The sequence below is a fragment of the Primorskyibacter sedentarius genome, from assembly GCF_004342065.1.
Lineage (GTDB): Bacteria > Pseudomonadota > Alphaproteobacteria > Rhodobacterales > Rhodobacteraceae > Primorskyibacter > Primorskyibacter sedentarius.
In genome coordinates, this window is sequence record NZ_SLZU01000004.1 from 184,846 (window position 1) to 210,182 (window position 25,337).

The 25,337-nt window shown below is 61.6% G+C and carries 23 protein-coding genes and 1 tRNA gene; 12 read left to right on the forward strand and 12 right to left on the reverse strand.

Annotation, left to right across the window (positions count from 1 at the left end):
• Positions 1-149: 149 nt before the first annotated feature.
• A complete protein-coding gene (locus EDD52_RS08955) occupies positions 150-737 on the reverse strand; it encodes a transglycosylase SLT domain-containing protein (RefSeq protein ID WP_132244024.1) in 588 nt (195 codons plus the stop codon).
• A gap of 250 nt (positions 738-987) precedes the next feature.
• Between EDD52_RS08955 and hspQ the strand changes: the two genes are divergently transcribed.
• Positions 988-1,314 (forward strand): heat shock protein HspQ, encoded by a 327-nt coding sequence (hspQ, locus tag EDD52_RS08960; RefSeq protein ID WP_132244026.1) that lies wholly within the window; start codon positions 988-990, stop codon positions 1,312-1,314.
• Between the two features lie 300 nt (positions 1,315-1,614).
• Here the strand turns inward: hspQ and EDD52_RS08965 are convergent, their stop codons facing one another.
• Entirely contained in the window at positions 1,615-2,058 is a 444-nt protein-coding gene (locus EDD52_RS08965; protein WP_165907490.1) for an ATP-binding protein, read from the reverse strand.
• Between the two features lie 40 nt (positions 2,059-2,098).
• Positions 2,099-2,434 (reverse strand): STAS domain-containing protein, encoded by a 336-nt coding sequence (locus EDD52_RS08970; RefSeq protein WP_132244030.1) that lies wholly within the window; start codon positions 2,432-2,434, stop codon positions 2,099-2,101.
• A gap of 98 nt (positions 2,435-2,532) precedes the next feature.
• On the opposite strand from EDD52_RS08970, the gene EDD52_RS08975 reads away from it, so the two are divergent.
• Together EDD52_RS08975 and EDD52_RS23650 are read left to right on the forward strand one after the other, a co-directional pair.
• The gene (locus tag EDD52_RS08975) at positions 2,533-3,705 is read left to right on the forward strand and encodes a thiolase family protein (RefSeq protein ID WP_132244032.1); all 1,173 of its coding nucleotides are present in this window, start codon (positions 2,533-2,535) and stop codon (positions 3,703-3,705) included.
• A 161-nt stretch (positions 3,706-3,866) separates the two neighbouring features.
• Complete coding sequence (locus EDD52_RS23650) at positions 3,867-4,028, forward strand: hypothetical protein (RefSeq protein ID WP_165907491.1); 162 nt, start codon at positions 3,867-3,869, stop codon at positions 4,026-4,028.
• 35 nt (positions 4,029-4,063) lie between these two features.
• Here the strand turns inward: EDD52_RS23650 and EDD52_RS08980 are convergent, their stop codons facing one another.
• Positions 4,064-4,768, reverse strand: coding sequence for a response regulator transcription factor (locus tag EDD52_RS08980; protein ID WP_132244034.1), 705 nt, complete (start codon positions 4,766-4,768; stop codon positions 4,064-4,066).
• Complete coding sequence (locus tag EDD52_RS08985; protein ID WP_132244036.1) at positions 4,765-6,657, reverse strand: PAS-domain containing protein; 1,893 nt, start codon at positions 6,655-6,657, stop codon at positions 4,765-4,767. Before EDD52_RS08985 ends, EDD52_RS08980 begins: the two co-directional genes overlap by 4 nt.
• A 166-nt stretch (positions 6,658-6,823) precedes the next feature.
• Here EDD52_RS08985 and EDD52_RS08990 point away from each other — a divergent pair, with 166 nt between their 5' ends.
• The 8 genes from EDD52_RS08990 to EDD52_RS09025 all read left to right on the forward strand — a co-directional run bounded on the left by EDD52_RS08990 (position 6,824) and on the right by EDD52_RS09025 (position 15,733).
• Positions 6,824-8,833, forward strand: a complete 2,010-nt coding sequence (locus EDD52_RS08990) for an AMP-binding protein (protein ID WP_132244038.1) — start codon at positions 6,824-6,826, stop codon at positions 8,831-8,833.
• Between the two features lie 145 nt (positions 8,834-8,978).
• On the forward strand, positions 8,979-9,734 hold the full coding sequence (locus tag EDD52_RS08995; RefSeq protein WP_132244144.1) for an ABC transporter ATP-binding protein: 756 nt from the start codon (positions 8,979-8,981) through the stop codon (positions 9,732-9,734).
• A 94-nt stretch (positions 9,735-9,828) separates the two neighbouring features.
• A complete protein-coding gene (locus EDD52_RS09000; protein WP_132244040.1) occupies positions 9,829-10,782 on the forward strand; it encodes a branched-chain amino acid ABC transporter permease in 954 nt (317 codons plus the stop codon).
• Positions 10,783-10,855: 73 nt separating this feature from the next.
• Complete coding sequence (locus tag EDD52_RS09005; RefSeq protein WP_132244042.1) at positions 10,856-11,101, forward strand: hypothetical protein; 246 nt, start codon at positions 10,856-10,858, stop codon at positions 11,099-11,101.
• Positions 11,102-11,167: 66 nt separating this feature from the next.
• Complete coding sequence (locus EDD52_RS09010; RefSeq protein ID WP_132244044.1) at positions 11,168-12,244, forward strand: branched-chain amino acid ABC transporter permease; 1,077 nt, start codon at positions 11,168-11,170, stop codon at positions 12,242-12,244.
• A gap of 53 nt (positions 12,245-12,297) precedes the next feature.
• Positions 12,298-13,590: an ABC transporter substrate-binding protein gene (locus EDD52_RS09015; RefSeq protein WP_132244046.1), complete on the forward strand. Its 1,293-nt coding sequence runs from the start codon at positions 12,298-12,300 to the stop codon at positions 13,588-13,590.
• A gap of 69 nt (positions 13,591-13,659) precedes the next feature.
• Positions 13,660-14,484 carry an ABC transporter ATP-binding protein gene (locus EDD52_RS09020; protein ID WP_132244048.1) on the forward strand — a complete coding sequence of 275 codons (825 nt, stop codon included), beginning with the start codon at positions 13,660-13,662 and terminating at the stop codon, positions 14,482-14,484.
• A gap of 37 nt (positions 14,485-14,521) precedes the next feature.
• Positions 14,522-15,733: a phenylacetate--CoA ligase family protein gene (locus EDD52_RS09025; protein WP_132244050.1), complete on the forward strand. Its 1,212-nt coding sequence runs from the start codon at positions 14,522-14,524 to the stop codon at positions 15,731-15,733.
• Between the two features lie 358 nt (positions 15,734-16,091).
• On the opposite strand, the gene ykgO is transcribed toward EDD52_RS09025, so the two are convergent.
• Both ykgO and EDD52_RS09035 read right to left on the reverse strand, forming a co-directional pair.
• Positions 16,092-16,217 (reverse strand): type B 50S ribosomal protein L36, encoded by a 126-nt coding sequence (gene ykgO / locus EDD52_RS09030; protein ID WP_005850168.1) that lies wholly within the window; start codon positions 16,215-16,217, stop codon positions 16,092-16,094.
• A gap of 78 nt (positions 16,218-16,295) precedes the next feature.
• Positions 16,296-16,370, reverse strand: a tRNA-Val gene (locus tag EDD52_RS09035).
• 148 nt (positions 16,371-16,518) lie between these two features.
• Here EDD52_RS09035 and EDD52_RS09040 point away from each other — a divergent pair.
• Positions 16,519-17,382 (forward strand): N-formylglutamate amidohydrolase, encoded by an 864-nt coding sequence (locus EDD52_RS09040; RefSeq protein ID WP_132244052.1) that lies wholly within the window; start codon positions 16,519-16,521, stop codon positions 17,380-17,382.
• A gap of 57 nt (positions 17,383-17,439) precedes the next feature.
• On the opposite strand, the gene EDD52_RS09045 is transcribed toward EDD52_RS09040, so the two are convergent.
• The 5 genes from EDD52_RS09045 to EDD52_RS09065 form a co-directional block, all read right to left on the reverse strand.
• A complete protein-coding gene (locus EDD52_RS09045; protein ID WP_132244054.1) occupies positions 17,440-18,267 on the reverse strand; it encodes a bifunctional allantoicase/(S)-ureidoglycine aminohydrolase in 828 nt (275 codons plus the stop codon).
• A 110-nt stretch (positions 18,268-18,377) separates the two neighbouring features.
• On the reverse strand, positions 18,378-21,803 hold the full coding sequence (locus EDD52_RS09050) for an ATP-binding protein (protein WP_132244056.1): 3,426 nt from the start codon (positions 21,801-21,803) through the stop codon (positions 18,378-18,380).
• Complete coding sequence (locus tag EDD52_RS09055) at positions 21,800-23,038, reverse strand: metallophosphoesterase family protein (RefSeq protein WP_132244058.1); 1,239 nt, start codon at positions 23,036-23,038, stop codon at positions 21,800-21,802. Before EDD52_RS09055 ends, EDD52_RS09050 begins: the two co-directional genes overlap by 4 nt.
• 91 nt (positions 23,039-23,129) lie before the next feature.
• Positions 23,130-24,266 carry a Gfo/Idh/MocA family protein gene (locus EDD52_RS09060; protein WP_132244060.1) on the reverse strand — a complete coding sequence of 379 codons (1,137 nt, stop codon included), beginning with the start codon at positions 24,264-24,266 and terminating at the stop codon, positions 23,130-23,132.
• Positions 24,266-25,324: a sugar phosphate isomerase/epimerase family protein gene (locus EDD52_RS09065; RefSeq protein ID WP_132244062.1), complete on the reverse strand. Its 1,059-nt coding sequence runs from the start codon at positions 25,322-25,324 to the stop codon at positions 24,266-24,268. Before EDD52_RS09065 ends, EDD52_RS09060 begins: the two co-directional genes overlap by 1 nt.
• Positions 25,325-25,337: the final 13 nt, after the last annotated feature.

Genomic DNA, 25,337 nt, shown 5'->3' on the forward strand with positions numbered 1-25,337 from the left:
GAGCCCCTGAAACCCTTGGGGGCTGATTGGGGGCGATCCCTGTCTTCGTCTGAAACACATATGCCACTGGCATGATTATGACAGCATCAGCGGCGGCTCCCAATGGAAGGGAGCCGCCGTTTGGCGATTTTATCGCGGAATTGGTTTGCCTAGCGCGCGGCGCGGCAGTTGGCCAGCTGTGCCTGATAGGTGCGCGACCGGCTACCCACCTGTCCTGCAACACGAACCAGCCAGGCCTTGGAGTTGTAGCTGCCCCGCGCATAGCCTGAATGACCTTCGTGATAAGCCAGGTACTGGTTGCGCGCATCATGCAAGGAGATACCGTTCCGATTTTTGGTCTGGTTCATGTACCAGCCCATGAAATCGGTCGCGTCGCGGATATTGTCGCGTTTGGCGCCCATCTTGTTATTGGCGCGGCGGTATTCATCCCAGGTCGCGTCCAGCGCCTGCGAATAGCCATAGGCCGAGCTTTGTCGACCCACCGGGATCACCCCCAGCGAATAGCGTAGCGGCGTACGGGCATTGCCGATGAATTTGCTTTCCTGATAGATCGTCGCCATCTGGACATGCACGGGCACCCCCCAACGGCGTTCGGTCGCTTTGAAAGCGCGGATATATGTCGGGCGCTGGGTGAGGATGGAACAGGCGTTGTCCAGGTTGCGCGGCGCGGAATAGTTACCACTGCCGCAGGACGCGACCAAAATCATCATCACCATCGCGCGAAGAGTTCTGCTCATCTGCCTCTCGCTTTTTTAGTATTTTGCAGGCATTCTAGACCATCCGGGGGGACGAGGAAATCACAATCCCGCTGGTTTTTCGGCTCAGTGTCGAATTCGCCCTACGTTAGACGTGCCTATCGGTTGGCCTTTCTGACGGAAACGTGTTTGTAACGGCGTCGTTCTTACGGTGTTTCTATTGGATTTCGGGCCAATATTGGACATTGGGGGGGCGACCGCGATAAGACTGTGTGAGGGAAATCAGGGTTCTATGCATACGCAACTTGCCAAATATCATCTCGGCCAGGTCGTCCGGCACCGGAAGCACCCTTTCCGTGGCGTGGTCTTTGACGTCGATCCGGAGTTTTCGAACACGGAAGAGTGGTATGAATCGATCCCCGAGGACAGCCGCCCGGTCAAGGATCAGCCGTTCTATCACCTTTTGGCCGAAAACGACCAAAGCTACTACGTCGCTTATGTGTCAGAGCAGAACCTTGTGCCGGATTCGTCCGGAGAGCCGGTGGATCATCCCGACATCCCCGATCTGTTCGGCGCTTTCCACGATGGCAGCTACGAGCTTCATTTCCAGATGAACTGAGCCCACGCGCGACTGAGGCCTGCGCGTTAGGTGCTATAATATGACCGATATCTGGGGTCGTAGCCCCCTTTGGCTGCGCCTCTCTTGTCACTGCGCGGCGAGAGCCAGATCGATATTCAGATGCAAAAGTACCTCGGCGCCACGTGCTGGGTGGGGGCAGAAAGACGTAGCGCCGAGGGAAGCTATTGGCAGCTACCCCTGAACTATGCCCGTTCTTCCTGACCTGATTGCGGACCAAATCGGGCCGTTTCAGGGCAATGCGCCAATGCCACCGCAGAGCAGCTTGCCGCACAGTCCTTGTCAGCCCTCTGGCAGGCGGGCGAAACGCAGAACCAGCTCGCTCCAGTTGTCCCTGTGGGTATAGGCCGCATCCAGCACCAGAGAGCGGATCAGGAACCAGCCAAAGCCTCCCTCGGGTAAATTGGCACTATCGACACCGACATTTGCGGGCCTCCCCTCGGGCAGGCGCATCCCGGGCATGGGGGTGCCGTCATGGCGGATGGAGATGCAAAAGACGTCTTCATCCAGTGTGATCTCAACCAGGATCTGACCCTTTGCCGTCTCATGAAAGGAATGTTCCACGACATTGTTCAGCGCCTCTGCCATAGCGAGTTCAATATTGTTGGTCGCTGTGGGGTTCTGACCGGCCGCGGCCACGGTCTGCGCTACGCGCGCCAGCACGTCGCGCACGGCATCGGGCGAGCTTTGAAGCGAAACGCTTAGAAGAGTCTTCGGTGCGCACATGGCAATCATGGTATCCAACGCGTTGCAACCGGGCAGCAGGTCAGCTGGCGGGCCCGGTTGCTTCCGCGACAGAGCCATAAATCCCAAAAATTGTGTCCATGCGCGTCAGCCGAAAAACCTTGTCGACATTGGGCGACAGCGCACAAAGGTCCAGTTTGCGCCCTTCACCAAGCTGTTTCATTGACGCGACGATCGCACCAAGCCCGCTTGAATCGATGAAATCCACTTGCTCCAGATCGAGGACGATTCGCGTCGGACCATCTTGCGTCAGCTCGCGCATGCGGTCCTTGAACTGGATGGCGGCTGCGGCATCAATGCGCTCTTCCTCCACCGAGATGACCTGGGTGCCGTCCGTAATAGTGCTCGACAAATTCATGCTGTGTCTTTCCGATCTTTGCGTTTGCACGTGACACTAGATTGCAATCCTTTAGATTCTGTATGCAGGTAAATGAGAAGTCATCAGGGAGGCTGACCATGCACGACGTTGTCATCACGGGGGCGGCCCGAACGGCGATGGGCGGATTTCAGGGGGCATTCTCGGCCGTCAGCGCGGCAGATCTGGGTGCGGCAGCCTTGAAAGCAGCCCTTGCGCAATCGGGCGCAGATACGGTGGACGAGGTCTTGATGGGCTGCGTGTTGCCCGCGGGGCAAGGGCAGGCACCCGCGCGACAGGCAGGCTTTGCCGCAGGTCTACCCGAGGACGTGCCCGCCACAACGCTCAATAAGATGTGCGGGTCGGGGATGAAAGCGGCGATGGTCGCCTTTGACCAGATTGCCCTTGGCGCATCGCAGGTCATAGCGGCGGGCGGCATGGAAAGCATGACCAACGCGCCGTACCTTCTGCCCAAAATGCGTGAGGGCGCGCGCATCGGACATCAGCAGGTTGTTGACCATATGTTTCTGGACGGGCTTGAGGATGCCTATGACCGTGGACGCCTGATGGGAACCTTTGCCGAAGACTGCGCCGAGGCATTCCAATTCACCCGCGAGGCGCAGGATCAATACGCGCTTGCCTCTTTGTCGAACGCATTGGATGCGGAGCGCAGCGGCGCGTTCGACAACGAGATCACCCCTGTGACAGTGCATGCCCGGACGGGCGAAGAGGTGATCACCAAGGACGAACAACCTGGAAAGGCCCGGCCCGAGAAGATCCCGCAACTCAAACCGGCGTTTCGCAAGGATGGCACGGTGACGGCGGCGAATTCGTCATCAATCTCGGACGGGGCGGCGGCGCTGATATTGGCGGACCGAGCCGCTGCCGAGGCGCGGGGCATGCCCATCCGCGCGCGCATTCTTGGCCATGCCAGCCACGCCCAGGCACCTTCGCTGTTTCCGACGGCACCCGTTCCCGCCGCGCGCAAGCTGCTGGACCGGCTGGGTTGGCGGGTGTCGGATGTCGATCTTTGGGAGGTGAACGAGGCCTTCGCCGTTGTCCCCATGGCCTTCATGCACGAGATGGGCCTGCCGCGCGACATCGTGAACGTCAATGGCGGCGCCTGCGCGCTTGGCCATCCAATTGGTGCAAGCGGCGCACGGATCATGGTGACGCTGCTTAACGCGCTGGAGAAGCGCGGGCTAAAGCGTGGCGTGGCTGCGATTTGCATCGGTGGTGGCGAAGGCACAGCGATTGCCATTGAACGTCCCTGAAGACTGCGCCCTTGAAAGGGGCAGTTTGTGTCGCTGAAGGCGCCGTTAGGGGCCTGCCGGACATGAGGCCTGCATAGTGGCCAGATCGGGCGTTCTGGTGTGGCGGATTGCGTGATTTTGCGGGAACGGTTTAACCTTGTCGCAATAGGGGAGGGGATGAGATGGACGCGATTGCACTGGTTTTCTACGCCTGTGTCTGCGGGGCGCTTGGTCTGGCAGGGCCTCGGCTGGGTGCGCCATTGGTGAGGCTGGGTGTCGGCGCCATAGTCGGTATCGTCGCGGCGTCAATCCTGCCTATCCTCAAGACGATGATCGGCGCATAGGGGCGCGGCAAACCGCAACGCACAGGCGGCCCGCGCTATCCCTGCAGCCATTTCACCTCCCCCAGAAAGATATAGCCAGCCCCGTATATCGTTTTGATAAGACGAGGGTTCTTTGGATCTTCGCGCAGCTTTGTGCGCAGCCGCGAGATGCGCACATCCATCGCGCGGTCAAAGCTTTCGCCGGCCGCGCCGCCAAGGGTTTCCTGCATATGCGCACGGGTGATCAGGCGATTGGGGCTGTCCAGAAACAGCCGCAAGACCTCGCCCTCGGCATGGGAAAACGGTGTTTCCGCACCAGAGGCGTCTTCCAGCACGTAGCGGTCGAAATGGGCGGTCCAGCCATTGAACGCCGCAGTATTTGCAGCGGCGCGGGCGGGCTTGGCACCGCGAAGGCGGGCGCGGATACGGGCCACGACTTCTGCCGGATCAAAGGGTTTGATGATGTAGTCATCGGCGCCAAGCTCCAGCCCCGTCACCTTGTCCTGCACCTGCGCGCGTCCCGAGATAATGATGACGATCGCGCCGCGTTCCAGCGCAAGCCTGTGTACGAGGCTTAGCCCGTCGCGGTCGGGCAGACCAAGATCGACAAGACAGACATCCGGGGTGGTACGTTGCAGCGCGGCCTCGAATTCTGTGGCGCGGCCAAAGGCCATGGTCTTGAAACCGGCCTCTTGCAGGGCATCGGCCAGCATCCGGCGGATTTCCGGCTCGTCGTCGAGAATGGACACCAAAGCCGTCATGCCGCCACCTTTTGCAACATCAGGAACCCGGCCAGCTGCGCCGCCGTGAAAGGTTTTGCCAGCACCGGCCCGACAGCCGCAGCCTTGCAATAGAGCGCATTGTCCTGCGGAAGCGAGGTCATGAGGCACACACGATGGTCCGGCAACCGGTCAATCAGCGCCAGCCCGGTTTCGTCGCCTTCAAGAGAGATATCGGACAGGACCAGCGAGATGTCGGGCAGGCCCTCTGCAAGCAGCACGGCCTCGTCGACCGATGCCGCCTCGACCACGGCATGGCCCATGCCGGTGAGCATCTCGCGGACGCTGGTGCGCAGGTCGGGGCTGTCCTCGACCAGCAGAACAAGGCCGGGCGCAGAGGTGGTTTCAGCGGGGCGATAAGGCAGGCGCAGCGTGACACAAGCGCCCTCTTCGGTATTCGCCAACCGCACCTCGCCACCGGCCAGCTTGGTCATGTCGTAGACCATCGCAAGACCCAGCCCCATGCCCTCACCGCCCTTGGTGCTGAAGAACGGGTCCAGCGCGTGGGCCAGAGCCTCGTCCGAGAATCCGGGGCCGGTATCGCTGACAATGAACTCTGCCCATGTCTCCATATGTGGATGGGCTTTCAGCAGGATCTGGCCGGTCTTCCCGCAGGCATCGCGCGCGTTGAGGATCAGGTTCAGGATGGAATCCTGCAACATGCCCGGGTCCAGCAGCAATGCACCGTCAAGCTGGTTGTCGATGGTGAGGGTCAGGCTGTCGGGAAGCGTGGGCGTCGCAAGTGTCTGAAGATCACGCAGGAACCGCGGCATGTCGGTGGGTTCGGGCGCGAAAGCGCGGTGCCCGGTCATGTCGGCGATGCGGTGCAGCAACGTGCCGCCGCGCCGCGCCGCCTGTAGCGTGCCGGTGATCAGGGGTTCTGCGGTTTCCGGCATGTCATCCAGCCGTTGCAGGCGCGACTGCATACCCAGAATGATCGTCAACAGGTTGGAAAAGTCATGCGCCAGCCCGGAGGTCAGTTGCGCGCCCATCTCGCGCTTGCGCGTCTGTTGCAGGGCAACCCTTGCCTGGGTTTCCTCTGTCACGTCCATCGACAGGATGTAGACGCCCCTGACCGTTTCGTCTGGTGTAAACACCGCCCGGATACGGCGAGAGCTGCGCTTGTCGGTGAATTCGAAAGTCGATTGCTGGCCGTCATAGGCCGCATCCAGATAGGGGCGCACCTTGGCATAGGTGTCGGGCCCCAGCGTCGCAGAGATATGCAGGCCCAGGATATCCGAAGGGCGGCCCGGCATCACCGCGTTCAGGCGCCTGTTGGAAAACGTATAGCAGCCGTCCGCATCCAGGTGGGCGATATGTGCAGGCATCATTTCGGTCACCAGCCGTGTGCGGGCTTCGATCTCTGTCAGCTCGCGCTTGGCCTCTTCCAGCGCGGCAACGGTCGCGGCAAGTTTGCGGTTGGTGGCTGACAGTTCTTCGGACCGGGCAAGCACCTGATCTGACAGCAGTTCCGACCGGGTGCGCAGCAACTGTTCCTGCCTGCGGGTTTCCGTGATGTCGGTATAGACGGTGACCCAGCCACCCTGTGCCAGCGGCGCACCTTCGACACTGATGACGCGGCCATTGGCGCGGGTACGCTCCATGTAATGCGGTTCAAAATTCAGGGCCTGTTCGACGCGGAGGCGGATGAAATCCTCGGGCGCGTCGACCTCGCCATATTCACCGCGCATCACAAGGTGGCGGATCGTTGATTCGAAACATGCGCCGACGCTGCACAGGGATTGCGGCAGGTCGAACATTTCCTGGAACCGGCGATTGCAGACGGCGAGTTTCAGATCGCTGTCATAGATCGTCAGCGCCTGCTGGATCAGGTTCAGCCCCGCGCGTGTCATGGCGTCTGTCTTTGGCATGGCCAGTTTTCTCTCCTCCGCCTGTCATGGCTAGCATCCGGCCGCTGCTTCGCAAAGCCCGGTTCAGGGCCTGTTACAATTCGTAAGAATTGGGAAATGTTCAGGAAAAAGTTGACCCTCAGCGTGGGGCCTGACCAAATGGGCGGCAGAATCGCATCAAGCGGTCATGCCCGGCAATGTCCGGGTCTTGGGAGGAATAATTTTGGCAGACAAGATCGAGGGGACAGAGGCCTTGCGCTCTGTGCCCGCGCTTCTCAGACGCAACGCCACGGCCTATGCGAATGCGCCGGCGTATCGCGAAAAGGAATACGGGATCTGGCAAAGCTGGACCTGGGCACAGACTGCCGACGAGGTCGAGGCGCTGGCACTGGGGTTGTTGAACCTGGGTGTGGCAGAGGGCGATTTTGTCGCCATCATCGGCCGGAACAGACCCTATCTTTACTGGTCTATTGTCGCGGCGCAGATGGTGGGGGCCGTGCCGGTGCCGCTTTACCAGGACGCCAGCGCCGAAGAGATGGAGTTCGTGCTGGGGCATTGCGGTGCGCGTTTTGTCGTCGTGGCCGACCAAGAACAGGTCGACAAGGTGATCGAGATTCAGGAGGGCCTGCATCAGTTCGAGCACATGATCTATCTCGACCCGCGGGGGCTGCGGAAATACGACCACAGCCATTTGCATCAGTTCAGCCATGTGCAGGAGCAGGGCCGTGCCGCGCGGGACGAATATAGTGCAGAGCTGGCGCGCAGGCAGGCGGGCAAGGGCTATGACGATACTTGCGTCATGCTTTACACCTCGGGCACGACAGGCAAGCCCAAGGGCGTGGTGCTGTCCAACCGCAATATCATTGAAACGGCTAAGAACTCGGCCGAGTTTGACCATCTGAGGGCAGATGACGAGGTGCTGGCCTATCTGCCGATGGCATGGGTCGGCGATTTCATCTTTTCCATCGGGCAGGCCTATTGGACGGGGTTCTGTGTGAACTGCCCCGAAAGCCCCGAGACGATGATGACGGATCTGCGAGAAATCGCGCCGAGCTATTATTTCGCGCCGCCGCGTGTCTTCGAAACGCAGCTGACCAGCATCATGATCCGAATGGAGGATGCGGGCAGTATCAAGAAGAAGCTGTTTCACCATTTCATGGGCCATGCCCGCAAGGTCGGGCCCAGGATCCTTGACGGCGAACCTGTGGGGTTGCTGGATCGCCTGCATTACAAGCTGGGCGAGGCGTTGGTTTTCGGTCCTCTGAAGAACACGCTCGGGTTTTCGAAGGTCCGTGTGGGCTATACGGCGGGCGAGGCGATCGGGCCGGAGATTTTCGATTTCTACCGCTCTTTGGGCATCAACCTGAAACAGCTTTACGGTCAGACCGAGGCGTCGGTCTTTATCACCCAACAGCCGGATGGTCAGGTGCGCTCTGACACTGTGGGCGTGCCGTCGCCGGGGGTGGAGATCCGCATCGCAGAGAGTGGCGAGGTCTTCTACCGCAGCCCGGGTGTGTTCGTGGAGTATTACAAGAACGCGGAGTCCACTGCTGACACCAAGGATGCCGAGGGCTGGGTGGCGACCGGCGACGCCGGGTTCATCGAAGAGAGCACGGGTCATCTGCGGATCATCGACCGGGCCAAGGATGTGGGCGCCATGGCGGATGGGGCGATGTTCGCGCCAAAATATGTTGAGAACAAGCTGAAGTTCTATCCCAACATCCTGGAGGCCGTGGTGTTTGGTGCGGGCCGAGACCGCTGCTGCGCCTTTATCAACATTGATCTGACGGCGGTGGGCAACTGGGCCGAGCGCAACAACATCGCTTATGCGTCTTATCAGGAGTTGGCAGGACATTCCCGTGTGCTGGACATGATCCAGGCGCATATCGAAGAGGTGAATGTGAGCGTGGCCCAGGACGAGATGCTGTCTGGCTGCCAGGTGCATCGGTTCCTTGTATTGCACAAGGAATTGGATGCGGATGATGGCGAGCTGACACGGACGCGCAAGGTGCGTCGCAAGATCATTGGCGAAAAGTTCGGTGATCTGGTCGAGGCTTTGTATGACGGGTCGGGCAGCATCTATACCGAAACCGAAGTCACCTATGAGGATGGTCGCAAGGGCAAGATCACGGCAACGCTGGAGATCCGCGACGCGAAGGTCATGCCGGTGGCACCCAAGGCGATGGCTGCGGAATGACGTGTGACGTGCGCCTGCGGCGACACCCCACCCGCCATCCCGTGCCTGGCGATTGCCGGAAGGTTTCAATCAACAAGGAAGTGGTAGGGTGAAAGACACCGAGGGATACGTCACTGCGGATGGGCGCCAGATCGGTGGTGTCTTGATGGAGATGAAGAACATCACGCTGAAATTCGGCGGGGTCGTGGCGATCAAGGACATCTCTTTTGACATTCGCGAGGGTGAGGTTCGGGCCATCATCGGGCCGAACGGCGCGGGCAAGTCGTCGATGCTGAACATCATTTCGGGGTTTTACACGCCGTCCGAGGGCGAGGTCTGGTATAAGGGTGCCAAGCGCCCGCCGATGAAACCTTTTGAGGTGGCCCGGCAGGGTGTGGCGCGGACGTTTCAGAACATTGCGCTCTTCGAGGGCATGACGGTACTGGACAACGTCATGACCGGGCGGTTGACCCACATGAACGCAGGCATAGCCTCTCAGGCGCTGTGGTGGGGCAAGGCGCGGGACGAAGAGATCGCCAACCGCGAGAAGGTTGAAGAGGTCATCGATTTTCTTGAAATCCAGAGCATTCGCAAGACCCCGGTGGGGCGGCTGCCCTACGGGCTGAAGAAGCGGGTGGAACTGGCGCGGGCGCTGGCGGCGGAGCCGTCGATCCTGCTGCTGGATGAACCGATGGCGGGGATGAATGTCGAAGAGAAAGAGGACATGAGCCGCTTTATTCTGGACGTGAACGACGAGTTCGGGACGACCATCGCGCTGATCGAGCATGACATGGGAGTGGTAATGGATATTTCCGACCGTGTCGTTGTGATGGATTACGGCAAGAAGATCGGTGACGGCACGCCCGACGAGGTGCGCAGCAATCAGGACGTCATCGACGCCTATCTGGGGGTGCAGCATTGACACATTTTCATCAACCTGTCCCGGGCTTGACCCGGGACCTTTGGGCCAGGCGCAGAAGGCCCCGGGTCAAGCCCGGGGCGGGGAGTGAACCACTATGCTGAATGACATCTTCATCGCGCCCTTTGCAGATATGTTCGCGGCGCCGGATTTCCTGATGCAGGTGCTGTGGGAAGGGCTGGTATCTGGCATTCTCTACGCGCTGATCGCACTGGGGTTCGTGCTGATCTACCGGTCGAGCCGGATCTTCAACTTCGCGCAGGGCATCATGGTGGTTTTTGCCGCGCTAACGCTGGTCGGGCTGCATGCGATGGGCGTGCCTGCCTGGATATGCATCCTGCTGACGCTGGGGGTGATGTTTATCCTGGCGGTGGTGATCGAGCGGGTTGTTCTGCGACCCTTGGTGGGCCAGCCGGATATCATCCTCTTCATGGCGACAATCGGGATCACACTGTTCCTGATCGGGCTGGGCGAGATCATCTTTGGCGGCGAAAACAAGGTGATGATCACCGAAGAGCTGGGCATTCCCACGGATTCGGTGGTGCTTGAACCCTTCGGTGGGCTGCTGATCCTTGAGCAAAAGGACATCACCGCGGTGATCGTGGCGGCCTTGCTGGTCATCGGCTTGCTGATCTTTCTCAACAAGACCCGCATGGGCCGGGCGATCCGGGCGTTGGGGGATGACCATCAGGCGGCGCTGTCGGTCGGGATTTCGCTTCAGACGATCTGGGTTCTGGTGTGGTTCATCGCAGGCATCATCGCTCTGGTCACGGGCATTGCCTGGGGCGCGCGGGCGGGTGTCAGCTTTGCGCTGGAGGTGATCGCCTACAAGGCGTTGCCGGTCCTGATGCTGGGCGGGCTGGAGTCCATAACTGGCGCGATCATCGGCGGCTTGATGATCGGGATGCTGGAGAAGCTGTTCGAGATCTACTGGGGCCAGCCGCTGCTGGGGGGGAACACCGAAACGTGGTTCGCTTTCGTGCTGGCGCTGATCGTGCTGCTTTTCCGCCCACAGGGTCTGTTTGGCGAACGTATAATCGAGAGGGTTTAGCGATCGCCGGAGGCGCCTTCGGGGGCCTCTGGCGGAAATGCTTTAACCCACGAAAGGTGAAGGTGGAATAGGTTTGGCAAAGCTGATTGCAACACTGAACGTGGTGGCCTGGGCGGGATTCTGGGCGTTTGGATACCTTGCGTTAACAGCCGATCCCGGTGCACCCGGGCATATGATCACGGCAGTTGTTCTGGCAGCGCTGGGCGCGGCACTGGGGTTCTGGGCGTATATGTGGCTGGTGCGCCATTCCGAGAGCACCGGTTACGCCAAACCCCCAAACAGGGCCGCACAGGGCCCTGACGAGGGTATGGCTGGATAGGCCCCGGCTGACGCAGGAACGGATCAGGCACGACACATTTGCGCCGACTAGGAAAGAGACCGACGGATGCTTTACAGAACGGCAGGACAATTCAAGACAAGCTACACTGCGGATCAGGCGCTGTTTCCGATTCGTCAGGATGCCTATCTGCTGGGCATCATCCTGATCTTCGCCTGGGTGGTGTTTCCGCTGACGGCTTCGGAATTCACCTTTCAGACGCTCCTGATCCCGATCCTGATCTATTCGCTGGCGGCAATGGGGCTGAACATCCTGACGGGCTATGCCGGGCAGCTTAGCCTTGGGACCGCGGCCTTCATGGGTGTGGGCGCCTATGCCTGCTACAAGATGGTCACGATCATGCCGTGGATGAACCCGGTCGTGGCGATCCTGTTGTCGGGGGTTTTCAGCGCAGGCGTTGGCGTGGCCTTTGGCATCCCAAGCCTGCGGATCAAGGGCTTCTACCTGGCGATTGCGACGCTTGCCGCGCAGTTCTTTCTGGTCTGGCTGTTCGAAAAATGGGCCTGGCTATACAATTACAACGCATCGGGGGCGATCCAGGTGCCGAACCTGCAGATGTTCGGGGTTTACATCGCCGGGCCACAGGCCGACAGCATGGTGCAATATTTCGTCGTTCTGGGGATCGTGACGCTGCTGACGGTGCTATGCATCAACCTGACCCGTGGCAACCTTGGCCGGACGTGGAAGGCCACGCGCGACATGGACATCGCGGCAGAGCTGATCGGCATCAACCTGATGAAATCCAAGCTGACCGCCTTCATGGTGTCGTCCTATATCGTCGGGGTGGCCGGCGCGCTGTTCGTCTTCATGTGGCGCGGGGCGGCAGAGCCGAACCTTTTCGACATCCCCCTGAGCTTCCGTATCCTTTTCATTGCCATCATCGGGGGGCTGGGTTCCATCCTTGGCAACTACCTTGGCGCGATCCTGATCGTCGGGCTGCCGGTGGTTCTGAACACCCTGCCGCAAGCGTTAGGCATCCCTGTCTCATCCGCGATGGTCGAACATCTGAACATCATGATCATCGGGTCGCTCATTATCTTTTTCCTGATCATCGAGCCACACGGTCTGGCACGGCTTTGGGCGCTGATCCGGGAAAAGCTGATCATCTGGCCGTTCCCCTACTGATCGGGACGGCCCAAGAAACCAAGACTTGAAGACATCCAATGGGAGGAAAACAAATGAAACAATTCACAAGACTGGCGGCTGCCGCGGTGGTTGCCTCGCTTGGCGCCTCGGCCGCATTTGCCGAAGGTCTGTACGCGCCGAACCTCAGCTATCGGACTGGTCCCTTCGCGGCCACCGGCATTCCGCTGATGAACGGGCAGGCCGATTACATGTCCATGCTGAATGCGCGTGACGGGGGCATCGGCGGCGCAATCATCGACTTCGAGGAATGCGAGACCGGCTATTCCACCGAAAAAGGCGTGGAGTGCTACGAGAAAACCAAGGGCAAGGCGATCGTGACCCAACCCTGGTCCACCGGCATCACGCTTCAGGTGCTGCCCAAGACCAACGTGGATGAAATCCCGATCCTGGCACCCGGCTACGGCTTCTCTCCGATGGCGGATGGCAAGGTTTTCCAGTGGGCGTTCAACACGCCGTCGGGCTATTGGGACGCGGCCGACATGATCCTGCAATATATCGAAGGGCAAGGATCGCTGGACGGCAAGAAGATCGCCTTCCTGCATCTGGACCACCCCTACGGCAAAGAGCCGCTCCCCCTGCTGGAGGCGATGGCAGAACAAAAGGGCTTTGAGCTGGTACCGATCCCGGTTGGTCTGAAAGAGATGCAGAACCAGTCCGCGCAATGGCTGCAAATCCGTCGCGAGCGTCCCGATTACGTTGTGATGTGGGGATGGGGTGCGATGAATGCGGGCGCCATCACCGAAGCGGTGAAAACCAAGTTCCCGATGGAGAACATGCTGGGCGTCTGGTGGGCCGGGCATGATGCTGATCTGAAGATCGTGGGCGAGGACGGCAAGGGCTACAAATCGATCAGCTGGTCCTTCCCTAACCCGGATGCGCCCGTCATGGCCGACATCAAGAAGCATGTCGTTGATGCAGGGAACACCCAGTCCAACGAAGAGGAAATGTCCGGCGTGTTCTATTCGCGCGGGATCATCATCTCTGCAATCCTCGCCGAAGGCATCACTGCCGCACAGGCCGAATTCGGGACACCGCAGATCACCGCGTCGCAGCTGCGCTGGGGTCTGGAAAACATCAACATGACCGAAGAGCGTATCGCCGAGCTGGGTCTTGACGGCATGGTGCCGCCATTCGCGACATCCTGTTCCAACCACACCGGGCATTCCGGCGGCTGGATGCTGGAATGGGACGGCGCGAAGTTCGTGAAGGTCTCTGACCACCTGTCGCCCAATGTCGACAACTATGCCGAGCTGATCGCCTCCAGCGCCGGGGAATATGCGGACGCAAACGCGCCGTGGCCGGTCAACGAAGACTGTGAGGGCTAAGCGCCCCTGTCCCGGCGGCGGCGTGGCCCGCCGACGGGAACCACAAACGTATGGAAGAGAAAAAGACCCATGCTGGACGCCGAAAACACGCAAGAGACGCTTCTTGAGGTCAACAATATCGAGGTGATCTACAATCACGTGATCCTCGTTCTGAAAGGCGTGTCCCTGTCGGTACCGAAAGGGGGCATCACTGCCCTTCTGGGCGGGAATGGCGCGGGCAAGACAACGACGCTCAAGGCGATTTCCAACCTGCTGCATTCAGAACGCGGCGAGGTGACCAAGGGGTCGATCATCTACCGCGGAGAGAGCGTTCAGGACCGCGATCCGGCAGAGCTGGTCCGCAAGGGCGTCATCCAGGTGATGGAAGGCCGCCACTGTTTCGAACACCTGACGGTCGAGGAAAACCTGATGACCGGCGCCTATACCCGCCGCGATGGCAGGGCCGCGGTCGAGCAGGATCTGGAGATGGTCTACACCTATTTTCCGCGTCTCAAGGAGCGCCGCAAATCGCAGGCGGGCTATACCTCCGGCGGTGAGCAGCAGATGTGCGCCATCGGTCGCGCGCTGATGAGCAGGCCCGAGACGATCTTGCTGGACGAACCCTCGATGGGGTTGGCACCGCAGCTGGTCGAGCAGATTTTCGGCATCGTGAAATCGGTGAACGAGAACGAGGGCGTCAGCTTTCTTCTGGCCGAGCAGAACACCAACGTGGCGCTGCGCTTTGCCCATTACGGGTACATTTTGGAAAGCGGTCGCGTGGTGATGGACGGCCCCGCAGCAGAGCTGCGCGAGAACCCGGACGTCAAGGAATTCTATCTGGGCATGTCCGACGAAGGCCGCAAATCCTTCCGCGACGTCCGCAGCTACCGCCGCCGGAAACGGTGGCTGGCATGAGCCGGGTTTTCGGGCCGCATCGAGGATGAGGGACGCAATGGGCTTTTTTGACGATCTGGAAACGCGGAGTGCCGACGCAAGGGCAAGCGCCATCGCCGACGCGCTGCCAAGGCAAATCGCCCGCGCGCAGGCTTTGCCAGGGTATGAAGATTTGCTGGGCGGGGTGGACGCGGCAAGCGTAACCTCCCTCGCTGATCTGGCGGCGCTGCCGGTGCTGCGCAAGGCGGCATTGGCGGAAAAGCAGCAGACGCGCGCGTTTGGCGGGCTGGCCGGACCGGTCAGCTCTTTCCACCATGTATTTCAGTCTCCCGGGCCGATCTACGAACCGGGCATGACCAGCCATGACTGGTGGCGCATGGGCCGCTTCCTGCATGCCTGCGGGATCGGCCAGGAGGATATCGTGCAGAACTGCTTTGGCTATCACCTGACGCCAGCGGGCATGATTTTTGAGAATGGCGCGCGCGCAGTGGGTGCGACTGTCCTGCCCGCCGGCACGGGCCAGACCGAGCTGCAGGCGGTTGCCGCGGCAGAGATCGGCTGCACCGCCTATGCCGGGACGCCCGATTACCTGAAGGTGATTCTGGAGAAGATGGACGAGATGGGCCTGCCAGTGGCCTTCACCCGCGCGGCTGTCGGTGGCGGTGCGCTGTTCCCGTCGCTGCGGTCCTATTACGCGGACAGGGGCATCACCTGCCTGCAATGCTATGCCACGGCGGATCTGGGCAACATCGCTTATGAAAGCCCTGCGCAAGAGGGTATGATCGTGGACGAAGGCGTGCTGGTCGAAATCGTGCGCCCCGGCACCGGTGATCCTGTCGCGCCGGGTGAGGTGGGCGAGGTCGTGGTCACGACGCTCAACCCCGATTATCCGCTGATCCGCTTTGCCACGGGCGATCTGTCGGCGGTCATGGACGGTGCCAGCCCGTGTGGCCGCACCAACACCCGCATCAAGGGCTGGATGGGCCGGGCCGATCAGACCACCAAGATCAAGGGCATGTTCGTGCGCCCAGAACAGGTTGCGGCGCTTGTTGCCAAACACGCCGAGATCAACCGCGCCCGCGTCATCGCCACCCGCGAAGGCGAGATGGACGTGATGACCGTGCAGCTGGAAAGCGATGCGCCCAATGCCGAGCATTACGCGAAATCGGTGGCCGAAGTGCTGAAGCTGAAGGGCCAGATAGAGATTGTCGCGAAGGGGAGCCTTCCCAACGACGGCAAAGTGATCGACGACCAGCGGGTGTATGACTGAGCTTTTCGGAGCTTGTGGAGGTGCCCAATTCTCATCCGCTGTGTGGGGGCCGCGTGTAATCGGAATGTCCGGCAGTCGCGTACTGATCGAATCAAATCCGCTTCGGGCGGAATGATGTCGTAGCGGCTGGCGTCCTCGGCGATTATTTCCCGTGCAAGATACTCAATTTACAACGCATCAGCCGCATCACCGCGACCGGTTCAGGGGTAGAGAGGGCGAGAGCATGGCTGCGGGTGATTAGCGGGGGCGTAACAAAACCGTCGCTTGCTGTCCCGAATCAAACCGCAAACACGAAAAAGGCCGCCCGATCAGGGGCGGCCTTTTCGCAAGTCCCCGCAAGGGGGGCGCAAAGCAATGTTCAACCCTGACGGGCTTTGAACCGTCGCTGGGTCTTGTTGATAACGTACACGCGGCCCTTGCGACGCACCACACGGCAATCCCGGTGGCGGTTCTTGAGCGAGCGGAGCGAGTTTCTGACCTTCATGGGGCCTTCTCCTGACGTCGCGGCGCGCAAGCGCCTTTGGTTACGGGTGCCGCCGTTTGCACGGTGGCGATGAATTCATGGTGGGCGGTACTGGGATCGAACCAGTGACCCCTACGATGTCAACGTAGTGCTCTACCGCTGAGCTAACCGCCCATGAAACCGTCGCAAATTCTCTGCCCCAAAAGAATGGGGCGCGGGGGTCCGCGCCGGTAGAGGGGTCTTTAAAAGGAGTCGCTGGCAAGATCAAGGGGCTTTTGGCATCCTGCGATTCCGGGCTATGATAATGTCCGGAGGAGTACGAATGCCCAAGGTCGCCTACCATGTCATGCCCCCCGAAGCACGCACATCCTGCGTGGTCTTCGCGTCTCCGCATAGCGGCCGGGACTATCCGTGGTCGTTTCTGCGCGGCACCGAGCTGGACGAGCATTCGATTCGCACCTCGGAAGATGCCTATGTCGACCGGCTGTTCGAATGTGCGCCGCAATTCGGCGCGCCCTTGCTGAAAGCCGGCGCCCCGCGTGCCTTCATCGACTACAACCGCAGCGCGGACGAGCTTGATCCCGCACTGATCGAAGGGGTGCGGCGGACGGTCCACAACCCGCGTGTCGCGTCCGGGCTTGGCGTGTTGCCAAGGGTCGTGGGCAATGGGCGCGCGATCTATCGCGGCAAGTTGCCGTTGACGGAAGCGCATCGCCGGCTGAACCGCTATTGGCAGCCCTACCATGCGCAGTTGCAATCGTTGCTTGATCAGGCGCATGTGCAATTCGGGCTTTCGGTTCTGGTAGATTGCCACTCCATGCCGCATGAGGCTGTGGACAACATGACCAGAATTGGCTCCCCACCGCCCGAGATCGTGCTGGGCGACCGGTTTGGTGCTTCGGCCGATGGCGAGGTTGTCGACAGGATCGAAGCCGCCTTCGTTTCTGCAGGGCTGAGGGTGGCCCGCAATGCACCGTTTGCAGGGGCCTTCATCACGCAGCATTACGGACGTCCCGCCCGGATGCAGCACGCCGTACAGATCGAGATCGACCGCGCGATCTACATGGATGAAAAGTCGATCCGGCCGAACAGCAACTTCCACGATTTCCGCAGATTGTTGCGCGGCGTCATTTCAGAAATCGCGTCCATCGGACAGGCGATGGAGCGACCTCTCGCCGCCGAATGACGACCCGCGCGGGCGTTGTGGCCTGTCCGGCGCGCACCGTGCCCTGAGCGCAAGCTGCTACCGCCCCAGGCGCAGCGGCATGTGTCGGTTCACATCCTTGTACAGAAGGTAGCGGAACGGGCCGGGCCCACCAGCATAGCAGGCCTGCGGACAAAACGCGCGCAGCCACATGTAATCGCCCGCCTCGACCTCGACCCAGTCCTGGTTGAGCCGGTAGACGGCCTTGCCCTCCAGCACGTAAAGCCCGTGTTCCATCACATGTGTTTCAGGGAAGGGGATCACCCCGCCCGGCTGGAACGTTACGATGGTGACATGCATGTCGTGCCGCAGATCCGCCGTATCGACAAACCTCGTTGTGGCCCATCTGCCATCTGTTCCGGGCATTTCGGTGGGGGCAATGTCCTGTTCGTTCGCGACGATCACATCGGGAAGGTCCAGCCCTTCAACCCGTTGATAGGCCTTGCGGATCCAGTGAAAGCGCAGTGTCTCAGAACCCTTGTTGAACAGCGACCATGTGCTGGCGGGCGGCAGGTAGGCATAACCGCCGGGTTCAAGAACATGCGTGTTACCCTCAACCTCCAGCGTTGCGCGGCCTTCGACAACGAAAAGCACGCTCTGGGCCTCTGCATCCGCCTCGGGCCGGTCAGAGCCGCCGCCCGGTGCGACTTCCATGATATACTGCGAGAACGTCTCGGCAAATCCGCTGAGCGGGCGAGAGATCACCCACAGCCGCGTCTTGTCCCAGAACGGCAGGAAGCTGGTGGTGATGTCCCGCATCGTGCCCTTCGGGATGACGGCATAGGCATCGGTGAACATGGCCCGGTCGGTCAAAAGTTGCTCTTGTCCGGGAAGGCCACCCTTCGGGGCGTAGTAGCTGCCAGTCATTCGGTTCCTCGTTCCTGTCTGGTGGCCCATCGGGTGGGCGGGTGTTTCGCGGATCGCCATCATCGGCCGTGAGGCAGAATGTTGCTATAAACCAAGCGACGCGCGGAGGGCTAGATCTCGTGCACGCACAGCCCGTCGCCGCAGACCTCGCGCGCGATATCCACGACGTGACGGTGATGCGTCAGATAAATCGCCTGCCCGGACCGCCCGATCCGCGCCATCAGGTGGCAGGCAGCGCGGGTGCGGTCCTCGTCGAATGTTTCAAAGATGTCGTCGCAGAAGAACGGCAGCACGGTGCCCTGTTGCGTCAGCTGTTCATAGGCGGCTGCCCGCAGCGCAAGGTACAGCTGAAATCGCGTGCCCTTGGACATGTCCTGCGCCTGTTTCGAATTGCCTGCCGGATCAAGCGCGATCAAGACCTCTGCATTGCCGTCCGGCTGGGTCAGAAGCCGCGTGTAGGCGCCGTTGGTCAGCTCTGCAAAGGCTGTTTCGGTGGCTTTCATCATGCCGCTGCGATGCACATCCCGGTAGCGGCGGATCGCCTCTTCGGCCAGCGTGTGGCCAAGCTGTAGCTTCAGGAAGTCCAGCGCAACCTCCTGCATTTCAAGCTCGACCGTCGCCTTGCGCTCAGTCAGCAGTGCGATGTCCGCATCACCGGTGACAGCCGTCAAATCGCGGTCGGCGGCACTGCGCGCGGCGATGGCCGCGTGATACCGACCCTCGGCCGCGTCAAGATCGCTCTGCAACTCCATCATGCGGGCGTCCAGCCCCGCCACCGTGTGATCCGCCAAGGCGCGGCGCGCGGCGTCCAGATCAGACACATCCAGCGTCGTGCAAAGCCGGGCCAGATGCTTGTCGCGCTCACGCCGTGCCTCGATCAGTTCGCGGGCAAGTGCGACCGCCTTGCGCAGATCTTGCAATGTGTCGGTGGCGGCAGTCGCCGGGAAAACGGCCGCGAGGTCCCGATGCCGTGATGCGATCTCGTTCAGGCGTTGCCGGGCTTCGTTCAGCGCCTCTTGGCGCTGCCGGATGCCGTCAGCGACTTGCGTATGCTGGTCTTCGGCCTTGCGTGCCGCATCCGCTTGGTCGCGAAGGGCCGAAAAGGCGGCAAGCGGATCGGACAGCTCGGTTGCGCCGGTGAGCGCGATAACCTCTGTCGTGAACGCGTCCTGATCGGCTTCCATCGCCTTGATTTGTCGGGTGAGGCTGGCACGCGGCTGGTCCAGCTCGCGCAGTTTTCGCAACGGGGCGAGGGGGAGCAGATCGGCATCTGTCGTGAGTGTGTCGCCAAGCGCGGCGTCCAACGCCTCTTGCCAAGCGGACAGCGCGGCTGCTTCCGCCTCCTGACTGGTCAGCAGCTTGTTTTTTTGCCGGTCGCGCGCCGCTTCCAGCGTTTTTATCCGCTCGCGGGCGGAACGTACCGCCGCCTGCCGTTCGCGCGCCTCTTCGGCCTTGCGCCGGGCGGCGGCAAGAAGCGTTGCGAAGTCGGCATTGACGAGGTCAAGATGCGGCGCCAGCGCGTCGCTTAATCCCGCGGCCTGATCGAAGACGGGGGCGTGTTCCGCGCGAATACGCTCCAGCCGCTGTTGGGCCGCGTGCGCTTCTGCCAGCCGCTGGACCCATGCTGCAAAACCCGGTGCGAGGACAGGAGCCGATATTCCGCAGGCCCGTGCCGCCGCAGTCAGCTCTTGTGCGGCCGCGTCACGCTCCGCCATTCTTGAATTGCGCTCTTCGGCAGCTTTCGTCTTGCGGCGTTCAATCCGGCCTACCGTTTCGGCCAATTCACGCAGATGCCCCAGATCGCGCGCCCGGTCGAGCCGCGTCTGCGCCGCATCATCGACCTGACGCATCGCCGTTTCGAACAGATCCGCCGTCTTTGCGGTCAACTCTGTCCGGTGGCGCTGCCAGAGCATGTCACGCTCTGCCATCATGGCCTGCGCGGCATCATCGCCCGGAAGAGTGCCGGTGGCGTCAAGGCTCGTGATTTGGGCGGCGATATCGGCGGCCTCGGTCTTCAGATCGCTGATCGCAGCCTCCAGCCGACGCATATCGCTGTCAAGCTGAGCATGGGTCTCTGCCAGCTGGGCGACCTCTTCGGGCGCAAGCGGGCAAACCGGCAGTTCGGCAAAGCGCTGTCCTTTGAGGAAAAGCGCATCGCGCGCCTCTGCCACTTGCCGCTCAGCCCCGGCCACGGCCTGGGTTGCGGCGGCATGCCGTTGTGCCAGGGTATCTGCGGAAAACCGGTCCAGTATCGCGCCGATATCCGGGTCTGCATGATCCGCATCGGCGTCTTGCGCGTCCCGCGCGGCAGCGAGCCTTTCGTCATCCTGCGCCAGCTCTTCGATTGCAGCCTTGGTTGCGCGCCGCGCTTCGCGAAGCGTGTCGCGCAGGGCTTCCAACTGGTCGAGCGTTTTCTGAGGCACCACCAGCACCCCCGGATCAAGATCGTCCGGTGCCCCCAGATCCCGCGCGGCGCGCGCCATATCCGCCGTCACCTCCGCAAGTGAGGCCCGCCGTTTGGGCAGGTCTTTCTCGGCGGTCACATAGCGGCTGCGCAGATCGTCCAGACGCTCCAGCCTTGGCATAAGTGCAAGGTCTTCGGGATGTCGGGTGATGCCCTCTGCCGTTTCGGTCAGCTTGTCGATCTCGGCGCCCAGGCGCGTGATGTCTGCCTCGGCCCGGCTGTGATCGCTCAGCATGGCCACCAGATCTTCGGGATCGATGTCCAGCCGTTCCGGAAAGCCCGGATGGGCGTCGATGAAGGTCTCCAGCCTGTCGATTTCTGCCAGCAGGGGCAGGGCTGCCTGTCGCGTGCGCGTTGTGGCCAGCGCCTGCGCCACACCTTCGCGCTCCTGCTTGATCGTTTCCTCGTCTCTAAGGGCCGTGTCGCGCGCTTGCCGCAAGGACCGATAGGCGCTGGCGCTGATGTCCTCCTCGCGGATGCGGCGGTCAATCTCCTTCATCTCGGCGCGCAGCTCTGCCATCCGGGTCTTGCTGCTGCGCTTCTTGTAAAGCGCATCGGCGCGGTCGCGGACAGAGCCGAGCACGCCAGTCAGGTCACTGATCCCCGCCGCGGCGGAAAACAGCAACCGCCCGATATCCCCCTTGGCGCTGGCGATCTCCTCGCCGCCACGCTCTATCGTTTCGTCGTCAAGGCAAAGCAGGTTGCGATAATCCTCTTGCCCTAGCCCGCCCAGATGGGCGGACAGGGCCTGTTCCGGCAACGGCTGACCTGCTGGATCGACAAGGTTCGCGCCCCGCGTGGGCAGCCGCGTGAAGGCGCGTTCACCGTCACCATTCTCAAGCACCGCCGAAACTCGCAGCGTCTTGCGGTCGTGCTGAAAGGCATAAGGCTCACGACGCGGAAAGCCGTATAGCAGACGCAGGAAGCCTTCCATCGTGGTGGTCTTGCCGGCCTCGTTTGGGCCGTGGATCAGGTGGAAATCGGGGGTGCCTTGCGGACGTGGGCCGAAATCATAGGACTTGCCCGAAAACTGCCCGAAGAAATCAAGATCAAGCCGCCGGATCCGGATCATTCCGATGCCCCCTTCATGGCGGCCTCGACGATGCGCGCGCCGTCTTCGGCAAGACGATGGGCAAGCTCTGTCGCGGATTTTTCGTCGGGCGCTAGGGCTGCGCGCAGATGGGGGGGCAGGTCGGACAAGACCTCTGCCAGTTTCGCCTCCATCGTGGCGGCAAAACCGGGTTCGGTGCGAATTGACTGCATCAGCGTCGCAAGCTCTGCAGTGGCGCTGCCATCGGGGGTACGGCCGGCCGGATCACTCAACGCGATCTCCAGCTTATCAAGCCAGAGAGATCCGGTTTCCCGCGCCATGCCTGTGATCATCTCTTCCCAGGTGTCGCGGTCCCGCTCTACCTGCCAGCGCCGAGCGAATGTGCCCGCCAGCCGGAGCCGGACAATCCCTGTGTCCGATCCGAGCGTTTCGGCGGCCTCCCGCAGCGCGCGGCGCAAACGCGCCCGTAAGGCATCTTCGTCCTTGCACCGCGTCGCGTCCACGTCCAGCCGCAGAAATTCAACCTGAGAGCTGGGCACCTTGGTAACCGTGATCCGGCCATCATCGATGGAAAGCAAAGTGGCGCTTTGCGCACCCGGCTCGCCGATATCGCGGCCCTGCGGGGTGCCGGGCATGACGACCCACGGCGCCTCGGCATGTACCTGTCGTTTGTGAATATGCCCAAGCGCCCAGTAATCAAAGCCCATGGCGGAAAGCTCTGCCACCGTGCAGGGGGCATAGGTGTCATGACCCGATGCGCCCGCCAAAGAGCTGTGCAGTAGCGCAATATTGACCGCGCCTGCAACGGGGGGAGAGAATTTCGGCAGAAGGCTTTCGGGCGCATGGCGGCCGCTGAAGCTGACGCCGTGGATCCAGATGTCGCGATCACCCAACTGCACGCAGCCGCCGCGCCCGCCGAAGACATGCACGTTGTCGGGTAGCGCGACCTCTCCGGTGATGGGATTCTCGGCGTCGTGGTTGCCCTTGATCAGGAAGACGGGAATGCCCGCCTCGCGTAGCCGGTCGAATTGAGCGGTCAAAAAAGCAGCCGTCCGGGCACTGCGGGCGGCACCGTCGTAAAGATCGCCTGCGATCAACAGACCCGACACATCTTCGTCCAGCGCCGTGTCGACGATACGGGTGAACGCGCCGCGTGTGGCGGCCTGCACGCGGTCGCGCAGATCCGGATCACGCAGCGCCAGCGATTTCAGCGGCGAGTCGAGATGGATGTCAGCGGTATGTAATAGCTTGATCACGCAGGCCTCTTTCGCGGCGCAGTCTTGTTCACGCCGCGCGGATTTGCAATCGGGCGATTTGCCCGGCCGCTTCGTGCAATCAAGCCTTAAGTCAGCGCGCGAGCGAGGTCCACGCCGCATCCGCCTTTGACGACGCGATGCAGGCCGCAATGAAGCGCATGCCGTCCAGCCCGTCCTCGATCGTGGGGGCATGGACGCCTTCGGGCAAGGGGGTGCCGAAATCAGCGTGGCGGATCAGATGCGCGGCCTCGGAATAAAGCGTGGCAAAGCCTTCCAGATAGCCTTCGGGATGGCCGGGGGGGATACGGGTGGTGCGCAGGCCCGTATCATTCGCACCCGCCCCGCCTCTTGTCAGGATCTGTTTGGGCTTGCCAAACCGGGTAAAGCTCATCTGGTTGGGGTTTTCCTGCGACCAGTCCAGCCCGCCCCTGGTGCCATGCACACGCAGGCGCAGGGCGTTTTCATTGCCCACAGCAACCTGACTGGCCCAAAGCATCCCCTTGGCGCCGCCCTTGAACCGCAACATTACATGCACATTGTCATCGACTTTGCGGCCGGGAACAAATGCCTCCAGATCCGCGGCAAGCGACGTGGCCTCCAGCCCGGTGACAAAGCTGGCAAGGTTGAAGGCATGGGTGCCGATGTCCCCCACACAGCCACCCGCGCCAGAGCGTGCCGGATCGGTGCGCCAGTCGGCCTGTTTGTTATGCGCCTCTTCGGTCAGCCAGTCCTGCGCATATTCCACCTGCACGACGCGGATCTCGCCCAGCTCTCCTGCCGCGACCATCGCCTGCGCCTGACGGATCAGCGGGTAGGCTGTGTAGTTGTGGGTCAGGATGAACTGCTTGCCGCTCTCGCGCACGGCTTGCGCGATCTCTGAGGCCTGTTCGGAGGTGGCGGCCAGAGGCTTGTCGCAGATCACGTGAATGCCCGCGCGCAGAAAGGCCACGGCGGGGGCGGCATGCATGTGGTTGGGCGTGACGATGGCCACGGCGTGGATGCCATCCGCGCGCGCCGCCTCGGCCTCCGCCATCTGTTGGAAATCCGCATAGGAGCGGTCGGCCGCGATGCCCAGTTCAGCGGCGGACGCGGCCGCGCGCCCCGCGTCAGAGCTAAGCGCGCCTGCGACCAGATCCCATTGCCCGTCGATCCGGGCGGCGATGCGATGGACGCCCCCGATAAAGGCGCCCTGACCGCCACCGACCATGCCAAGCCGCAAACGTTCCATCACGAGATCCCCAGCATCTTCTGGATAGCGCCCATATCGGTTTCGCCGCCTGCGAAATCGTCAAACGCCTTGTCCGTGGTTTCGATGATATGGCGCGCGATGAACGGTGCACCTTCGGCCGCGCCCTGTTCGGGGCTTTTCAGGCAGCATTCCCATTCCAGCACCGCCCAGCTGTCATATCCATGCGTCGCGAGCCTTGAAAAGATGCCCGCGAAATCGACCTGTCCGTCGCCAAGGCTGCGGAACCGTCCGGCGCGGTTCAGCCAGGGCTGATAGCCAGAAAAAACGCCCTGACGCCCATCGGGGTTAAACTCGGCATCCTTGACGTGATAGGCGCAGATGCGTTCGTGATAGATGTCGATGAAAGCCAGATAATCCATCTGCTGCAGCAGGAAATGCGACGGATCATAGTTGATCCGGGCACGGGTGTGGTTGCCCACGGCCTCGAGAAACATTTCATATGTCGCGCCGTCAAACACGTCCTCGCCGGGGTGGATTTCGTACCCGATGTCGACGCCGTTCTCGTCGTAAACGTCAAGGATCGGCTTCCAGCGACGGGCAAGCTCGGCAAACGCTTCCTCGATCAGACCTTCGGGGCGCTGCGGCCAGGGGTAGAGAAACGGGAATGCCAGCGATCCGGTGAAGCTGACAGTGGTATCAAGACCCAGCATCCGGCTGACCCTGGCAGCCTTGGTCATCTGGTCCACCGCCCAGGCCTGCCGCGCCTTGGGGTTGCCGTGGACGGAGGCGGGCGCAAAGGCGTCAAAGGCCGCGTCATAGGCGGGGTTCACCGCCACAAGCTGGCCCTGCAGATGGGTCGAAAGCTCTGTGATTTCAACGCCCGCATCGGCGCAGATCCCCTTGACCTCGTCGCAATAGGTCTGGCTGCCCGCGGCTTTGTCGAGGTCAAAGAGCCGCGCATCAAACGTGGGGATCTGCACCCCCTTGTAGCCCAGTCCAGCGGCCCATTTCGTGATGGCCTCAAGACTGTTGAACGGTGCTGCGTCACCGGCGAACTGGGCAAGGAACAGCGCGGGGCCTTTCATCGTGGTGGGCATGGGCAATCCTCCG